At 71.8% G+C, this 13,962-nt stretch carries 11 protein-coding genes and 1 rRNA gene; 5 read left to right on the forward strand and 7 right to left on the reverse strand.

Features of this window, described 5'->3' with window-relative positions; all coding sequences use genetic code 11:
• Positions 1 to 77 (forward strand): 5S ribosomal RNA (gene rrf / locus IE286_RS08960); the annotation flags it as partial.
• Between the two features lie 81 nt (positions 78 to 158).
• Positions 159 to 725: a GNAT family N-acetyltransferase gene (locus IE286_RS08965; protein WP_189796100.1), complete on the forward strand. Its 567-nt coding sequence runs from the start codon at positions 159 to 161 to the stop codon at positions 723 to 725.
• Positions 726 to 755: 30 nt separating this feature from the next.
• On the opposite strand, the gene IE286_RS08970 is transcribed toward IE286_RS08965, so the two are convergent.
• From IE286_RS08970 to IE286_RS08995, 6 genes are all read right to left on the reverse strand, one after another.
• Positions 756 to 2,402: a type IV secretory system conjugative DNA transfer family protein gene (locus IE286_RS08970; RefSeq protein ID WP_229862157.1), complete on the reverse strand. Its 1,647-nt coding sequence runs from the start codon at positions 2,400 to 2,402 to the stop codon at positions 756 to 758.
• A gap of 33 nt (positions 2,403 to 2,435) precedes the next feature.
• Positions 2,436 to 3,854 carry an ATP-binding protein gene (locus IE286_RS08975; RefSeq protein ID WP_189796101.1) on the reverse strand — a complete coding sequence of 473 codons (1,419 nt, stop codon included), beginning with the start codon at positions 3,852 to 3,854 and terminating at the stop codon, positions 2,436 to 2,438.
• A gap of 14 nt (positions 3,855 to 3,868) precedes the next feature.
• Positions 3,869 to 5,428 carry an SCO6880 family protein gene (locus IE286_RS08980; protein ID WP_189796102.1) on the reverse strand — a complete coding sequence of 520 codons (1,560 nt, stop codon included), beginning with the start codon at positions 5,426 to 5,428 and terminating at the stop codon, positions 3,869 to 3,871.
• Positions 5,425 to 6,783, reverse strand: a complete 1,359-nt coding sequence (locus IE286_RS08985) for an energy-coupling factor transporter transmembrane component T family protein (RefSeq protein ID WP_189796103.1) — start codon at positions 6,781 to 6,783, stop codon at positions 5,425 to 5,427. Before IE286_RS08985 ends, IE286_RS08980 begins: the two co-directional genes overlap by 4 nt.
• A complete protein-coding gene (locus IE286_RS08990; protein ID WP_189796104.1) occupies positions 6,773 to 7,624 on the reverse strand; it encodes a DUF8175 domain-containg protein in 852 nt (283 codons plus the stop codon). The genes IE286_RS08985 and IE286_RS08990 overlap by 11 nt, the downstream gene beginning before the upstream one ends.
• 249 nt (positions 7,625 to 7,873) lie before the next feature.
• Positions 7,874 to 8,182, reverse strand: coding sequence for a DUF8827 family protein (locus tag IE286_RS08995; protein WP_125500855.1), 309 nt, complete (start codon positions 8,180 to 8,182; stop codon positions 7,874 to 7,876).
• A gap of 543 nt (positions 8,183 to 8,725) precedes the next feature.
• On the opposite strand from IE286_RS08995, the gene IE286_RS09000 reads away from it, so the two are divergent.
• Together IE286_RS09000 and IE286_RS09005 are read left to right on the forward strand one after the other, a co-directional pair.
• Positions 8,726 to 9,718 carry a C40 family peptidase gene (locus tag IE286_RS09000; protein WP_189796105.1) on the forward strand — a complete coding sequence of 331 codons (993 nt, stop codon included), beginning with the start codon at positions 8,726 to 8,728 and terminating at the stop codon, positions 9,716 to 9,718.
• A gap of 249 nt (positions 9,719 to 9,967) precedes the next feature.
• Entirely contained in the window at positions 9,968 to 10,675 is a 708-nt protein-coding gene (locus IE286_RS09005; protein WP_189796106.1) for a phosphatase PAP2 family protein, read from the forward strand.
• A gap of 206 nt (positions 10,676 to 10,881) precedes the next feature.
• On the opposite strand, the gene IE286_RS09010 is transcribed toward IE286_RS09005, so the two are convergent.
• Entirely contained in the window at positions 10,882 to 12,462 is a 1,581-nt protein-coding gene (locus IE286_RS09010) for an FAD-binding oxidoreductase (RefSeq protein ID WP_189796107.1), read from the reverse strand.
• Positions 12,463 to 12,759: 297 nt separating this feature from the next.
• On the opposite strand from IE286_RS09010, the gene pstS reads away from it, so the two are divergent.
• Positions 12,760 to 13,890 (forward strand): phosphate ABC transporter substrate-binding protein PstS, encoded by a 1,131-nt coding sequence (gene pstS, locus IE286_RS09015; RefSeq protein WP_229862160.1) that lies wholly within the window; start codon positions 12,760 to 12,762, stop codon positions 13,888 to 13,890.
• The last annotated feature ends 72 nt before the right edge of the window (positions 13,891 to 13,962 follow it).

Raw genomic sequence — 13,962 nt, forward strand, 5'->3', positions numbered from 1 at the left:
CGAACCCGGAAGCTAAGCCTTACAGCGCCGATGGTACTGCAGGGGGGACCCTGTGGGAGAGTAGGACGCCGCCGGACTATTTTTGGGGAAGGCCCACACCGCACGGTGTGGGCCTTTTTCGTTTTTCTGCCGATGGTGGTCTGCACTAGCGTGGCTCCATGAGCAGCTCCGCGAGTGACGGCACATACCTGGTCCGGGCCGTACGGGCGCACGAGTGGGCCGCGGTGAAAGCGCTGCGGCTGGAGGCACTGAAGGATCCCGTGGCCCACCTCGCCTTTCTCGAGACCTATGCCGACGCCGTCACCAGGCCGGACTCGTACTGGCAGCAGCGGACGGCCGGCGCCGGTGCGGGCGCCACCGGGGCCCAGCAGTTCATCGCGGAAGGCCCGGACGGCGCGTGGGTGGGGAGCGTGACCGTGCTCATGGAGGAGCCCGGCACCACCGACTGGTCGGGACAACCGGTGCACCAGCGGCAAGGACACGTCGTCGGCGTCTACGTCCGTCCCGAACACCGGGGCAGCGGACTGACCGAGGTGCTGTTCGACGAGGCCGTGCGCTGGGCGCGGCAGGCCGGTGCCGAGCGGGTGCGGCTGTTCGTGCACGAGGACAACGGACGGGCGGAACGCTTCTACCGCAAGGCCGGGTTCACCTTCAGCGGTCGTACGACACCGCTGCCCGCCCGGCCCGGGGAGAAGGAGCTGGAGTACGTCCGGGAACTCGCCTGACGGGCGTGAGGCGGCTCAGAACGACGGTTGTCAGACCGGGAGTTCGTCGTGCGGCCAGCGGGCGCGGGCCTGTTCGCGGGAGCGGAGCAGGACCAGTGTCGGCATGCCGCACTCCGGACCCCAGGTGAGCAGCTCGGGAAGCTGAGGGAGCGGTGCCACGGCGGCCACGTCGTCGAGGACGAGTGTGAGTGGTGGGTCGAGCCGACCGGAGGATGACCGTTCGGCCATGTGCCGGCCGCGCTCGACCACGCTTGCGGCGAGCCCCGTCAGCAGAGGCATCGCGCCAGGATCCGTACGGGGGTCCTCGATGGACTCCCCTACGAGATACAGCGTTCCCCCTTCGGAGACGAAGGAATCCAAGGCGAGGGCATCGGCCCGGTTCGGGGTGCAGGACTCGCGGACGTTCACCGTGAACAGGGAGGCCAGCGCCCGGGCGACCAGCTCCTGGGCCATGTCCCGGCGGTCCGGATGCGAGGTGAGCGCCGCCTCCAGTTCGCCGGCCGAACCCGCGGCCGCCTTGGGGTGGGTGCGCAAGGCCCGCACGGCGTCCTGCAGTTGGGTGCCCTGGGCCCAGCGGTGGACGTGACGGATGGTGCGGCCGTCGATGGCGGCGGCGTGCAGGAAGCTGCGCAGCAGGGTCTGCGCGGTGTCCGCCAGCGGCTGGTCGATCCGGGCGGTGGGGCGGACCGGGGCGAGGACGGCGGCGGCCCGGGCGGCCGCGGTGCGCTGGTCCTCGCAGCCCTGGATCGGAGACCAGTGGAGACGGGCCGGGGTGTCGCACAGGTGCGACGGGTCGTAGAGGAGGACCGGGCCCAGCTTCGCGCGGGAGTTCTTCGTGTCCTGCCACAGCGCCGGGTTGGAGGTGATGACGACGGCCGGTCCGGCGGCGTCCCGGACGGCCTGGACTGCCGTCGTCAGGCGGGCGTCCCGCGGACCCGTGACGACCGTCGCTCCGGTGCCGGCCGGCTGATCCGTGGGAGGCAGCGGGCCGGTGCCGGTGAGCGGTGAGGTGGTCCGCGGGGGCGTGGTCGCCGGGCCGGTGCCGGTGCGCGGGGCGGGGACGTCGCCGTCGGCGGGGGCTGCCGGCGGTTCCTGCGGTGGCTGCTCCGGCAGCTGGGGGGCGGGCGGTGGCGCCTTCTGCAGGACCGTGGCCTTGTGCGGTCCGTGTGCCTGGTGCGGGGGCGGCCCGGGTGCCTCGGCGGCCGACGGGCCCGGGGCGGCGGCCGGGGCCGGGGCGGCGGGCGGCCCGGCCGCCGGGGTGCGTTGCCGGGCCGTGGCGCGCTCGGCCCGTCGTCTCAGCCGGCCGGCGCGCCAGCGGGCGACCGTCCCGAGCACGAACACAGCGAGCACGAACAGCACCATCAGCTGGCCGATGAACACGCCCCAGAACAGCCCGTACCCCGGCAGCTGCCCGGCGGGCGTGTCGGGCCAGGCACCGGTGAGGTCGTGCGGGTCGCCGATGAGGTGGCGCATGGCGAGCGGGGTGCGGGTGAAGCCGATGCCGTCCGGCCAGGCGCCGTGGGCGAGCAGGGCAGCCAGGCCGGTGGCCGTCCACACCAGCAGGGTGATGCCGAGGAGGAAGGCCAGGATGCCGATCAGCAGCCCGTCGGGGATGCCGCCCTGGCCTCGTGCCTGGTTGCCCTGGCCGCTCACCTGGCCGCGGTCGCCCACTCGCACGCCCCTCCTTGTCCGCCTCTGTGCCGTCCGCCTCTATGCCACCGTCGATTCGGAGTCACCGAGGTGCTGCTCCACGAAGGCCGCCGCCCGCTCCTCCGCCTCCCGCTCGGCGGCGCGCAGGGCGTCGTCGTCGGCGTAGCCGGGGGAGGACGCGGACTCGGTCATGGCGCGGTCGGTGAAGACCAGCGGCCGCTCGGTCTCGGTGACGAGGTGCTTGACGACCTGGACGTTGCCGTTGACGTCCCAGACGGCGATGCCCGGGGTGAGGGTGGGAATGATCTCCACCGCCCACCGGGGCAGGCCCAGCACCCGGCCCGTGGCCCGGGCCTCCTCGGCCTTCTGGGCGTAGATCGTCCTGGTCGACGCCATCTTCAGGATCGCCGCCGCCTCCTTGGCCGCCGCGCCGTCGACCACGTCGGACAGGTGGTGGACGACGGCCACGAAGGACAGGCCCAGTCGGCGCCCGAACTTCAGCAGCCGCTGGAACAGCTGTGCCACGAACGGGCTGTTGATGATGTGCCAGGCCTCCTCGACCAGGAAGATGCGCTTCTTGCGGTCGGGGCGGATCCAGGTGTGCTCCAGCCACACACCGACGATCGCCATGAGGATGGGCATGGCGATGGAGTTGCGGTCGATGTGGCTGAGGTCGAAGACGATCAGCGGGGCGTCCAGGTCGATGCCGACCGTGGTCGGGCCGTCGAACATGCCGCGCAGGTCGCCGTCGACCAGGCGGTCCAGGACCAGGGCGACGTCCAGGCCCCAGGCGCGGACGTCCTCTATGGCGACGTTCATCGCCTCGGCGGACTCCGGCTCCGGGTGGCGCAGCTGCTCGACGATGTCGGACAGGACGGGCTGGCGCTCCACGATCGTCTCGTTGACGTAGGCGTGGGCGACCTTCAGCGCGAAGCCGGAGCGCTCGTCCAGGCCGTGGCCCATCGCGACCTCGATGATGGTCCGCAACAGGGCGAGCTGCCCGGTCGTGGTGATCGCCGGGTCCAGCGGGTTGAGCCGGATGCCGTGGTCCAGGGCGGCCGTCGGGTCCAGCCGGATCGGCGTTATGCCGAGCTCCTCGGCGATCAGGTTCCATTCGCCGACGCCGTCCTCGCCCTGGGCGTCCAGGACGACGACCTGCCGGTCGCGGAAGCGCAGCTGGCGCAGGACGTACGTCTTCTCCAAGGCGGACTTGCCGTTGCCGGACTCGCCGAGGACCAGCCAGTGCGGGGCGGGCAGCTGCTGGCCGTAGAGCTGGAACGGGTCGTAGATGTAGCCCTTTCCGGAGTAGACCTCCCGGCCGATGATGACGCCGGAGTCGCCGAGGCCGGGCGCGGCCGTGGGCAGGTAGACGGCCTGGGCCTGGCCGGTGGAGGTGCGCACCGGCAGCCGGGTCGTCTCGACCTTCCCGAACAGGAAGGACGTGAAGGCGTCCGTGATCGCGGTCAGCGGGTCCCGCATCAGAGCATCAGTCCCTACCGTCGGATTCCGGTGGCGAACGGGAGCGTGTTCACGAAGGCACGGTGGTGCTCGCGGTCGCACCACTCCAGCTTCAGGTAGGACTTTCCGGCCGAGGCGCGGATGGTCCGCTTGTCGCGGGCCAGGGCCTCGGGAGAGCGGGCGGAGACGGTGATGTAGCCGACGAGGTTGACGCCGGCGGCGCCGCTGGCGAGGTCCTCGCCGCGCTGGTCGAGGCGCTGGTGGGCCTGGATGTCGCGCGGGTCGACGGTGCGGTTCATCTTGGCGGCGCGGCTGGCCTCGGCGACGTCGTTGGTCTTCTCGGTCAGCATGCGCTCGATGGCGACCTCGGTGGGTTCGAGGTCCATGGTGACGGCGACCGTCCGGATGACGTCCGGGGTGTGGACGAGCAGCGGCGCGAGGAAGTTCACGCCGACCGGGGTCATCGGCCACTCCTTGATCCAGGCGGTGGCGTGGCACCAGGGCTCACGGGTGGCCGACTCGCGGGTCTTGGCCTGGAGGTAGGTCGGCTGGCGGGCGTCGAGTTCGGCCGGCCAGGCGTTGCGCTGGGTCATCGCCTGGATGTGGTCGATGGGGTGGTCCGGGTCGTACATGGAGTGGATGAGCGAGGCGAGCCGGCTCTGGCCGAGGGGCTGGCGGACCCGGATGTCGGCCTCCTGCAGGCGGGAGCAGATGTCGGTCAGCTCGCGGGCCATGACGACGGCGAGGCCGGCGTCCCGGTCGAGTCTGCGGCCGGTCTGGGCGCGGGTCGCGCGGGCCATGGCGTTGGCCTCGGCCGCGAGTTCGCGGTCGTAGTGCATGCAGGCGACCAGGTAGGCGCGGTGCTGCTCGCTGCTGGTGGACACCATGGACTGCAGCTGGTCGTAGGAGTGCCGCAGCCAGGCCGGTGCCCGGTCGTCGCCGCGCAGGGCGACGTCCTTGGCGTGGGCGTCGGGGTCGGCGGGCAGGGTGCGGGCGAGCATCTGCAGCCGGGTGACGAAGCCGTCGCCGTTGGCGACGTGTTTGAGCAGGGTGCCGAACCGGTCGACGAGGGCCTCCTGGTCCTCGGAGTCGCGCAGGCCGACGCCGGGGCCCTCGATCTCGATGGCGGCGGTGACGGTCTTGCGGTCGGCGTGCAGCAGCACGGCGATCTCGTCGGGGCCGAAGGGTGCGGACAGCCAGGTGATGCGGCCGATGCCGGGCGGCGGCCCGATCTCGACCTCCCGTCCGTCGAGCCGGGTGCCGGCCTCCATCGCGCCCGAGCGGTAGACGGCGCCGCGTTTGATGGTGCGCTTGTAACTGCGGTTGATCTCGAACCACTTGTAGAAGGTGCGGCGCCGGTAGGGCACGTAGACGGCGGCGAGCGCGAGCAGCGGGAAACCGGCGAGCAGCACGATGCGCAGGGGCAGCACGGGGACGACGAGGCCGCTGAGCATGCCGAGGAAAGCGCCGACGATGATCAGCATGATCTCGCCGGTCTCGCGGTTGCGGCCGATGATCGCGTTCGGCCGGGCGCGGCCGATCAGATATGTACGGCGGGGCGTGACCACGGGGGACACGTGGGACTCGGTCGTCAACGCCCTTCACCTCCCGTGCGGTTGCTGCTGGTGCGGGTGTTGCTGGCGTGCGGGGTGTTCACCGGGCTGGCCGCGCGGGGAGCGGGAGCCGGGGCGGGGGCTGGGACGGACCCGCCGCCGTCGGGGACGCGTGCCGAGTGCGCGGCCATGCCGCCGGAGGCCGGGTTGGCCGGGCGGGCGCTGGCCGGCTGGCTGCCGCCGCCGGGGCCGTTGCTGTCGGCCCGGGTGCTGTGGGTCCTGATGCCCTGGGCGACGAGGGTGGCCGGGGAGCTCATGACGGCGGCGGCCTTGTTCTCCGCGGCGCGCATGATGCGGTTGTTGCGGCCGGCGGCGATCTCGTCGCCGAAGCCGGGCACGAAGCGGTAGATCATCGCCGAGGCGAAGATCGCGAGCAGGATGATGGCGAGACCGGAGACGACCGCGCCGAGCGCGTCGGGGCCCTCGTCCGTGGTCAGCGCGCTGGCCAGGCCGAGCACGATGACGATCACGGGCTTGACCAGGATCACGGCGATCATGACGCCGGCCCAGCGGCGGACGTGGCCCCAGAGGTTCTTGTCGACGAGGCCGGAGTAGACGACGACGCCGAGCAGGGCGCCCACGTACAGCAGGACGGCCCGCAGGAACAGCTCCAGGTACAGCACGCCCGCGGCGAGGGTGGAGACCAGGGACACCAGGATCAGCATGATCGGGCCGCCGCCGATGTCCGTGCCCTTGTCCAGGGCGTCGGCGAAGGCGCCGAAGAAGGTGCCGGTCTGGTCGCCGGTGGTCTTGGCGAGGACGTCGCTGATGCTGTCCGTCGCGGAGACGACGGTGTAGAGGATCAGCGGGGTGAAGGCGGAGGCGAGCACGGTCAGCCAGAGGAAGCCGACCGCCTCGGTGATCGCGGTGGTCAGGGGCACGCCGCGCACGGCCCGCTTGGCGACCGCGATCAGCCACAGCAGCAGGGTGAGGAACACCGACGCCCCGAAGACGATGGCGTACTGCTTCACGAACTGCCCGTTGGTGAAGTCGACGGTGGCGGTCTCCTGCGTGGCCTTGCTGAGCTGCTTGACGGTCCAGGAGGCGGCGTCGGCGCAGCCCTTGGCGAGGGAGGAGAGGGGGTCGAGGGAGGAGGTGGGGTCGGGCGTGGCGGGCGCGTCGCCGTTGCTTGAGGCGTTGCCGCGTTCGCAGTACTTCTTGGCCTCGCCGAAGATGAGGTCGCAGTTGTTCTTCTGATCCGTCGGCGTCGGCGTCGGCGTCGGCGTGGGGCTGGGGGTGGGCGCGGCGACGGCACGGGTCGCCAGCAGCACGACCGAGGTCTGTACGGCTGCCACGACTCCGGTGAGCTTGAGCGCGCGGGGCGTGCTACCGGGCATACGTGAACCCTCCGTACTCTTCGGTGGCCTTGCGGATCTCGTCGGAGGTGGCGGCCTTGTCGTCACCGGGGACAGGGGCAGGGCCGTTCTGCTGGGTGTCGGACACGATCTTCCAGTCGCCCTGCGACCAGCTCAGGTCGAAGGTCCAGGTCTTCCAGGACGAGGTGACCGGGTCGGTGGAGTTCTTGGCGGACATGCCGATCAGCCCGACGTACCAGACCGCGACCTTGGCGTCGGTGCCGGTGTACTGCTGCACGGTGGTGCCCACCGGGATCACGCGGGAGACGAAGGTGCTGCCGGCGGGTGCGTCTCCGTCCGCGTCCAGGCCCATTCTGGCGAGGAAGTCGGCGGAGTACGCCTCGTCCATCGGGCCCTGCAGCTTCGCCGCGGCCTCGGGCGTGTAGAGACGGTCGACGATCAGGTGCCGGGTGTCCTTCTTGAACATGTCCGTCGAGCCGAGCGCCACCGCATAGTTCGCCGCAGCGCTCTGCGCCCCCTGTTCGTCGTGGGCGAAGCCGGCGGGGATGCCGTCCTTCTTGGTGGTGACGGGCTGTCGGCCGGTCGGTGCGGTCGCCGCCGCCTTCGGGGCGTGGTCGCCGGCCCGGCTGTCGGTGGCGCCGGAGCCGCCTCCTCCGCTGCGGTTGGCGAGGGCGATCGCGGCGATGAGAAGGACGACCACGGCGACCACCGTGATCAGGCCACGCGTGGAGGACCGGCCGGTGCGCCGGGCACCGCCGTAGATGTCGCCCGCTCCGTCGGGCAGCCGGGTGCGGGTCTGGCCGCCGTACGCGTCGTCGGCGCGCGCCAGGTCACCATGTCCGTGCTCGTCTCCGAGACTCATGCCCGGTGTGCCCCCTCGACCTCGTCTCCGTGGCGGATCGCCTGGATGTACGACGGTAGCCGTGCTGGTTTCCGCGCGGGTGCGGTGTGGTGACTCGACATCAGGGAAACGCAACCTCGGCCGGTGGGCACGGTGGACAGGTGGGGGCAGCGGAGGCACCGGACGCGCCCGGAGGGGCCGGACGACGGCGCGGGCGGGGCATCGTGCGCGGCATGCGCGGGTCTGCGCCGGGCAGGGGGCGGAGGTGTGCTACACCGCCATGCCGTAGACGATGGTGAACAGGGTGCCGAGCGAGCCGATGATGAACACTCCGGTCAGGCCGGCGATGATGAGACCCTTGCCCTGTTCGGCGCTGAAGGTGTCGCGCAGCGCGGTCGCGCCGATCCGCTGCTTCGCGGCGCCCCAGACGGCGATGGCCAGGCAGAGCAGGATGGCGACGGCCATCACCACCTCGACCATCACCTTGGCCTCGTTGCCCAGGCTGCCGAAGGGGCCCCAGTCCGGAGCGATACCGCCGATGATGGTGTTGATGTCTCCCTTGTCGGCCGCAAAGAGCATGTAAGTCACCGCCCCTGGTGGGTAGTTCCGCGTCCCCTGCGGTCGTTGCAGGGTCAGATCTCATTGTCTCCGACAATGCGGCCTGGTTATGTCGACTTGGCGCCATCGAGTGGCGGATTTTGTACGCATGGTCACTGTGTGTATCACGACTGGTCACGCCGGGCAACGAAGCCGGTGCGAAACCTGCGACGTGGGTTGGTCGTTAACGCTTTTTCTGTCAGAGCGCGGCTGGTGTCGGCCGGTCAGGTGAGCCGCGCCTCGATGGTCTCACGCACCGGGCTGTCCGGCGCCGTGCCGCGAGGGGCGAGTTCCGCGGCGGGCCGGCGGGGACGGCGAGCGGGTGGGGGCGGCGAGCGGGTGGGGGAGCCGTGCGGCCGGGGCGGCGAGCGGCGGGGGAGCCGTGCGGCCGGGGGAGCCGTGCGGCCGGGGCGGGGAGCCGTGCGGTCAGTGGCGGGCCGTGCGTCTTGTCGTCCTCTGGCGTCCGTGAGCGGCGCACCTACACTGACGTGAGCGGAAGTGCCGTGCTGCGAAGGGTGGTTGACGGTGCGAAAGGCGTGGGTCCTGGCGGGCGCTGCCGTGGGCTGCGTGCTGACCTTCGTACTGCTGCTCGTCGTCGGGGTGTACCTGGTCGGCGGCACCGTCGCGGGCGGGGGCTCCGTGGGACTGGCCAAGGGAGCGGTGCCCGCCGCCTACAAGGGGCTGGTCGAGAAGTGGGGCAATCTCTGCCCGGCGCTGAACCCGGCCCTGCTGGCGGCCCAGCTGTACCAGGAGAGCGGCTTCAACCCCCGTGCCCAGTCCCCGGCGGCGGCGCAGGGGATCGCGCAGTTCATCCCGGGCACCTGGGCGACGCACGGGGTGGACGGCAACGGTGACGGCAAGCGGGACGTGTGGGATCCGGCCGACGCGATCCCGTCGGCCGCCTCCTACGACTGCGAGCTGGCCCGGTACGTCAGGAGCGTGCCCGGCGACCGGACGCGGAACATGCTCGCGGCCTACAACGCGGGGCCGGACGCCGTAATACAGCACCAGGGGGTGCCGCCGTACGCGGAGACCCGCAACTACGTGAAGACGATCAAGACGCTGGAGAAGAGCTTCGCCGCCCCCGTCACCCGTGTCGATCCGTCCAGGCAGGCCGCCGGTGCGATCGCCTTCGCGCAGAGCAAGCTGGGCACGCCGTATCTGTGGGGCGGCAACGGCACCGCCGAGGAGGGCGGGCGGTTCGACTGCTCGGGGCTGACCAAGGCGGCGTACGAGAGCGTGGGCATCACGCTGCCGCGAGTGGCGAACGACCAGTACAACGCCGGTCCGCATCCCCGGCGGGAGGAGCTGCTGCCGGGAGACCTGGTGTTCTTCTCCGACGACCTGACGAACCCGCGGGCCATCCGGCACGTGGGCATCTATGTGGGCGGCGGGTACATGATCGACGCGCCGAAGCCGGGGGCGGTGATCCGGTTCGACCCGATCGACACGCCGGACTACTTCGGGGCCACCCGGGTCACCGAGGATGGCGCAAAAGCGCTTCCCACCACGGTGTGAGCGGAGCGTGAAACTCCCCCCTGAGCTGCGACGACGCGTATCTCTTCGATAACGTCTGCGTGATCATTCGGTGGAGCGTGGAACGCGCCCGGCCGCGCCGTGCGTTGCTGTTGGCGTAGTCAAGCGGACGTCGGACTCGGTGCGTGTCGCACGCGTGTGCAGCGGAAGCGGATCTACGACCACGGGGGGTGTCAGGGGCGGTGCACACACAGTGCGCCCGAAACCGTACGACGAAGGGGCCGCAGCACGATGGCTGGACTCGCCGAATCCGGGTCGAACCCCGACGTCGACCTGCTCTATGACATCAACGGCCTGGCCGAGGACGCACCGCGCTGGTTCGACCGGGTCATGGAGTACGTCGGTGAGTACGGGCTGCTGCTGGCGTCGGTGCTGCTGGTGCTGTGGTGCTGGTGGTCGGTGCGCCGGCGGGGCGGCGAGGACGCCGCCGCGTCCGTGGCCGCGCTGGTGTGGGCGCCGCTGGCGGCGGGCATCGCGGTCCTGGTCAACGTGCCGATCCGCGACTTCGTGGCCCGGCCCCGTCCCTTCAAGGACCACCAGGGGCTGGACGTCCTGGTCACGGGCAAGGACGACTACTCCTTCGTCAGCGACCACGCGACCCTCACCATGGCGCTGGGCGTGGCGCTGTTCCTGGCCAACCGCCGGTTCGGGCTGGCCGGCATCGCCGTCGCGCTGCTGGAGGGCTTCTGCCGGGTCTACATGGGCGTGCACTACCCGACGGACGTGGTCGGCGGGTTCGCGCTGGGCACGGCGGTGGCGCTGCTGCTCGCCCCGATGGCCATGGCCGTGCTGACGCCGCTGCTGACCGCCGTGGGGCGCTCCCGGTGGGGCGGCCGGCTGGTGCGGGCACGGCGAGCGGAGGCCGGAGACGGCCCGGTGCTGTCCGAGGCGCGGGAGCAGGAGCCCGCCGCAGCCGAGGAGCGCGACCTGGCCGCCTGACGCAGCGGCCGCACGGTCACCGGGGAGCGGGGCCGCTGCGGTGCGCGGGGACCGTCACGGTCCCCGCGGGTGGCTGAAGAAGGGTCCCGTCACGCTCTGTGCGGACAGCGGACAGGGGACTGCGGACAGGGGACAGGAACAGGGGACAGGGGACAGGGGACAGGGGACAGCGGACACGGCGGAAGCGGAGGCCCTGTCACACACCCTCACACACCCTGCGGGTAGTCGAAGAAGCGGTCCGGGTCGTACGTCTGCTTCACCGTGGCCAGGCGCGGTGCGGCGGCACCGTAGTAGGCCGTGCGCCAGTCGGTCAGGGTGGGGTCGGTGTAGTTCTGGTAGGCCGCACCGGAGGCGTACGGGCGCATGGCGGTATGGGCCGACGCCAGCCAGGACCGGGCGGTGCTGCCGGACGTGCCGGGCTCCCAGGACGCGATGTACTGGGCGAGCATGCGCGAGGTGCGGTGGACGAAGGCCGTCGCGGTGGGCGCGACCCGGTTGACGGCGCCGCCGAGCGCGGTGAGCGCGATGCTGCCCGCGCCGCCGCGGACCGAGCGCAGCTGGGCCAGCAGGGTCTGGACGCCGGCCACGGTCAGGGAGCGGTCGAAGAAGTCGGAGCGGGCCGCGTAGGTCTCGCGGCCGAGCCGGCCCTCCCGGGAGCGGCCCGGGGTGGAGCCGGGCAGGTGGCACTGGGGTTCGGTGGGGAAGGACGAGCAGCCCGCGTACGCCTCCATGGCCTCCTCGTAGGAGTGCCGCTTGAGCGTCACGCCTGACGCGGAGGCGCCGATGCGGGCGGCCAGGCGGTCCACCGCGTTCTGCAGCTCGCCGTAGGTGCCCAGGGAGAAGGCGGCCACGGAGACGACGGGGGTGCCGCCCGGGGTGGCGGACAGGTGCAGGGCGGACCAGATCTCGTCCGGCTGGTCGGGACCCCACTCCTGCCAGGCCGTCACCACCGCCGCCGCCCTGGTCCACGGCCAGGTCATGTAGGCCGAGACGGCCTGGGGCGCGGGGTGGGTGCGGAAGCGCAGCTCGGTGACGACGCCGAAGTTGCCGTTGCCGGCGCCGCGCAGCGCCCAGAACAGGTCGGGGTGCTCGGTGGCGTTCGCCGTCAGCTGCCGGCCGTCGGCGGTGACGATCGTTGCCTGGGTGAGGCTGTCGCAGGTCAGGCCGTAGGCGCGGGAGACCACTCCGTGGCCGCCGCCGAGGACCAGGCCGGAGACGCCGACGGTCGGGCAGGAACCGGCGGGTATCGTCACGCCCTTCGCGGCGAGCGCGCGGTAGACGTCGATGAGCTTGGCGCCGGCGCCCACGACCGCCGTGCTGCCGAAGGTCCTGACCTGGTCCATCCGTGACACGTCCACGATGAGGCGGCCGTCGCCGGAGGAGTAGCCGGCGTAGGAGTGGCCGCCGTTGCGCAGGGCGACGCGCAGGCGGTGGGCGCGGGCGTAGGCGAGGAGCGTGCGGACGTCCTCGGCGTGGGCGGCATAGGCGACCGCGGCGGGCGTGAGGGTGTCGAAACGGGTGTTGTACAGCTGCCGGGCGGTGCTCCAGCCCGAGTCGCCGGGACGCAGCAGGGTGCCGTCCAGGTCGCGGGCGAGCGCGGACCAGGAGGCGGCGGCACCGGTTTGTGCGCCCGGCGGCCTGGTGCGGCCGGTCGTCGGCGGGGTGGTGCCCGTGGCCGGGGTGCCGGTCCGGTGACCGGCCGCGCCGGCCGTCCCGCCGCTGCACGCGGCCGTGGCGACCGCCGCCGCCACCGCGGTGCCCTGCCTGATGAACGCCCGCCGTTCCATGCCCTCGCCCCTCTCGTGCCGTCGTGGAGCGAGACGAGCGCCCGGGCCCGGCGGTTGCGCCTGCGGTACGCGCCGGGGCGCATTGTGACCGTCGTGCGCCCGGTGGATGCGCCGTGCGCGGCCTCACCGCGGCGACGGGAGGGGTTCACCCCTCGTTCACTTCCGGCCATCGGCGGCTTCACCTGTTCTGCCTACTTTCGGCCGTACCCGGTGCTGATGCGTGCATGTCGGTGCATCGGCATCCCCAGTCCTCGCACGCCGCCGAACAGGACGGCGGCTCCTGGAAGGAACTCTTTCGTGAAGCTTCAGCGCATGAACCGGCGAGCCCTCGCCCTCGGCGCTCTCGCCGCCTGCGGCGCCCTGACCCTCACGGCGTGCGGCTCCGACGACAACGGCGGCACCGGCGCCTCGGCCGGCTCGTCCTCCGCGGCCGCCACGAGCACGATCGACTGCGGCGGCGCCAAGGGCCAGGTGCAGGCCTCCGGTTCGTCGGCGCAGAAGAACGCCATCGACGCCTGGGTCAAGACGTACGGCCAGGCCTGCAAGGACGTGCAGATCAACTACAACCCGACCGGCTCGGGCGCGGGCATCACCGCGTTCCTGCAGGGGCAGACCGCCTTCGCCGGGTCGGACTCGCCGCTGAAGCCCGAGGAGATCGAGCAGTCCGCGAAGGTCTGCTCCGGCGGCCACGCCATCGACCTGCCCATGGTCGGCGGCCCGATCGCCATCGGCTACAACGTGCCGGGCGTGGACAGCCTGGTCCTCGACCCGTCGACCATCGCCAAGATCTTCAACGGCCGGATCACCAACTGGAACGACGAGGCGATCAAGAAGCTCAACCCGGACGCGAAGCTGCCCGATCTGAAGATCCAGGCCTTCCACCGCTCCGACGAGTCCGGCACCACCGACAACTTCACCAAGTACCTGATCGCCACCGCCAAGGCCGACTGGCCGTACTCGGGCGGCAAGGCCTGGCAGGCCAAGGGCGGCCAGTCCGCGCAGGGTTCCTCCGGCCTGGCGCAGCAGGTCAAGCAGACCGCCGGCGCGATCTCCTACTTCGAGCTGTCCTACGCCTCCGACGGCATCAAGACCGTCGACCTGAAGACCGCGGCCGCCACCCCGGCCAAGGCCACCGTGGAGAACGCCACCAAGGCCATCGCCTCCGCGCAGGTCACCGGCACCGGCAAGGACCTGGCGCTGAAGCTGAACTACGCGCCCGAGGAGGACGGCGCCTATCCGCTGACCCTGGTCACCTACGAGATCGTCTGCGACAAGGGCAACAAGCCGGCCACCCTGCCGGCGGTGAAGTCCTTCCTGTCCTACATCGCCTCCGAGGACGGCCAGAAGCAGCTGGCCGACGCCGCCTACGCGCCGATCCCCGAGGAGATCGCCGCCAAGGTCCGCACCACGGTCGAGGGCCTGAGCTGAGCACGCGGCCGGCGCCCCACCGCACACACGGGACCCGGCCGCACCGTCCGGTGCACCGCCGCCAGGAGCCGG

This window comes from Streptomyces thermodiastaticus (assembly GCF_014656135.1).
In the GTDB taxonomy this organism is placed as follows: domain Bacteria; phylum Actinomycetota; class Actinomycetes; order Streptomycetales; family Streptomycetaceae; genus Streptomyces; species Streptomyces thermodiastaticus.

What these genes read in the sequence shown, in the direction of transcription:
- IE286_RS08975 (WP_189796101.1), bottom strand. Translation starts at nt 3,854, where the DNA reads ATGCGGGACCCGCTGACCGCGATCACGGACGCCTTCACGTCCTTCCTG.
- IE286_RS09010 (WP_189796107.1), bottom strand. Translation starts at nt 12,462, where the DNA reads ATGGAACGGCGGGCGTTCATCAGGCAGGGCACCGCGGTGGCGGCGGCG.
- IE286_RS08965 (WP_189796100.1), top strand. Translation starts at nt 159, where the DNA reads ATGAGCAGCTCCGCGAGTGACGGCACATACCTGGTCCGGGCCGTACGG.
- IE286_RS08990 (WP_189796104.1), bottom strand. Translation starts at nt 7,624, where the DNA reads ATGAGTCTCGGAGACGAGCACGGACATGGTGACCTGGCGCGCGCCGAC.
- IE286_RS08995 (WP_125500855.1), bottom strand. Translation starts at nt 8,182, where the DNA reads ATGCTCTTTGCGGCCGACAAGGGAGACATCAACACCATCATCGGCGGT.
- IE286_RS08985 (WP_189796103.1), bottom strand. Translation starts at nt 6,783, where the DNA reads ATGCCCGGTAGCACGCCCCGCGCGCTCAAGCTCACCGGAGTCGTGGCA.
- IE286_RS09005 (WP_189796106.1), top strand. Translation starts at nt 9,968, where the DNA reads ATGGCTGGACTCGCCGAATCCGGGTCGAACCCCGACGTCGACCTGCTC.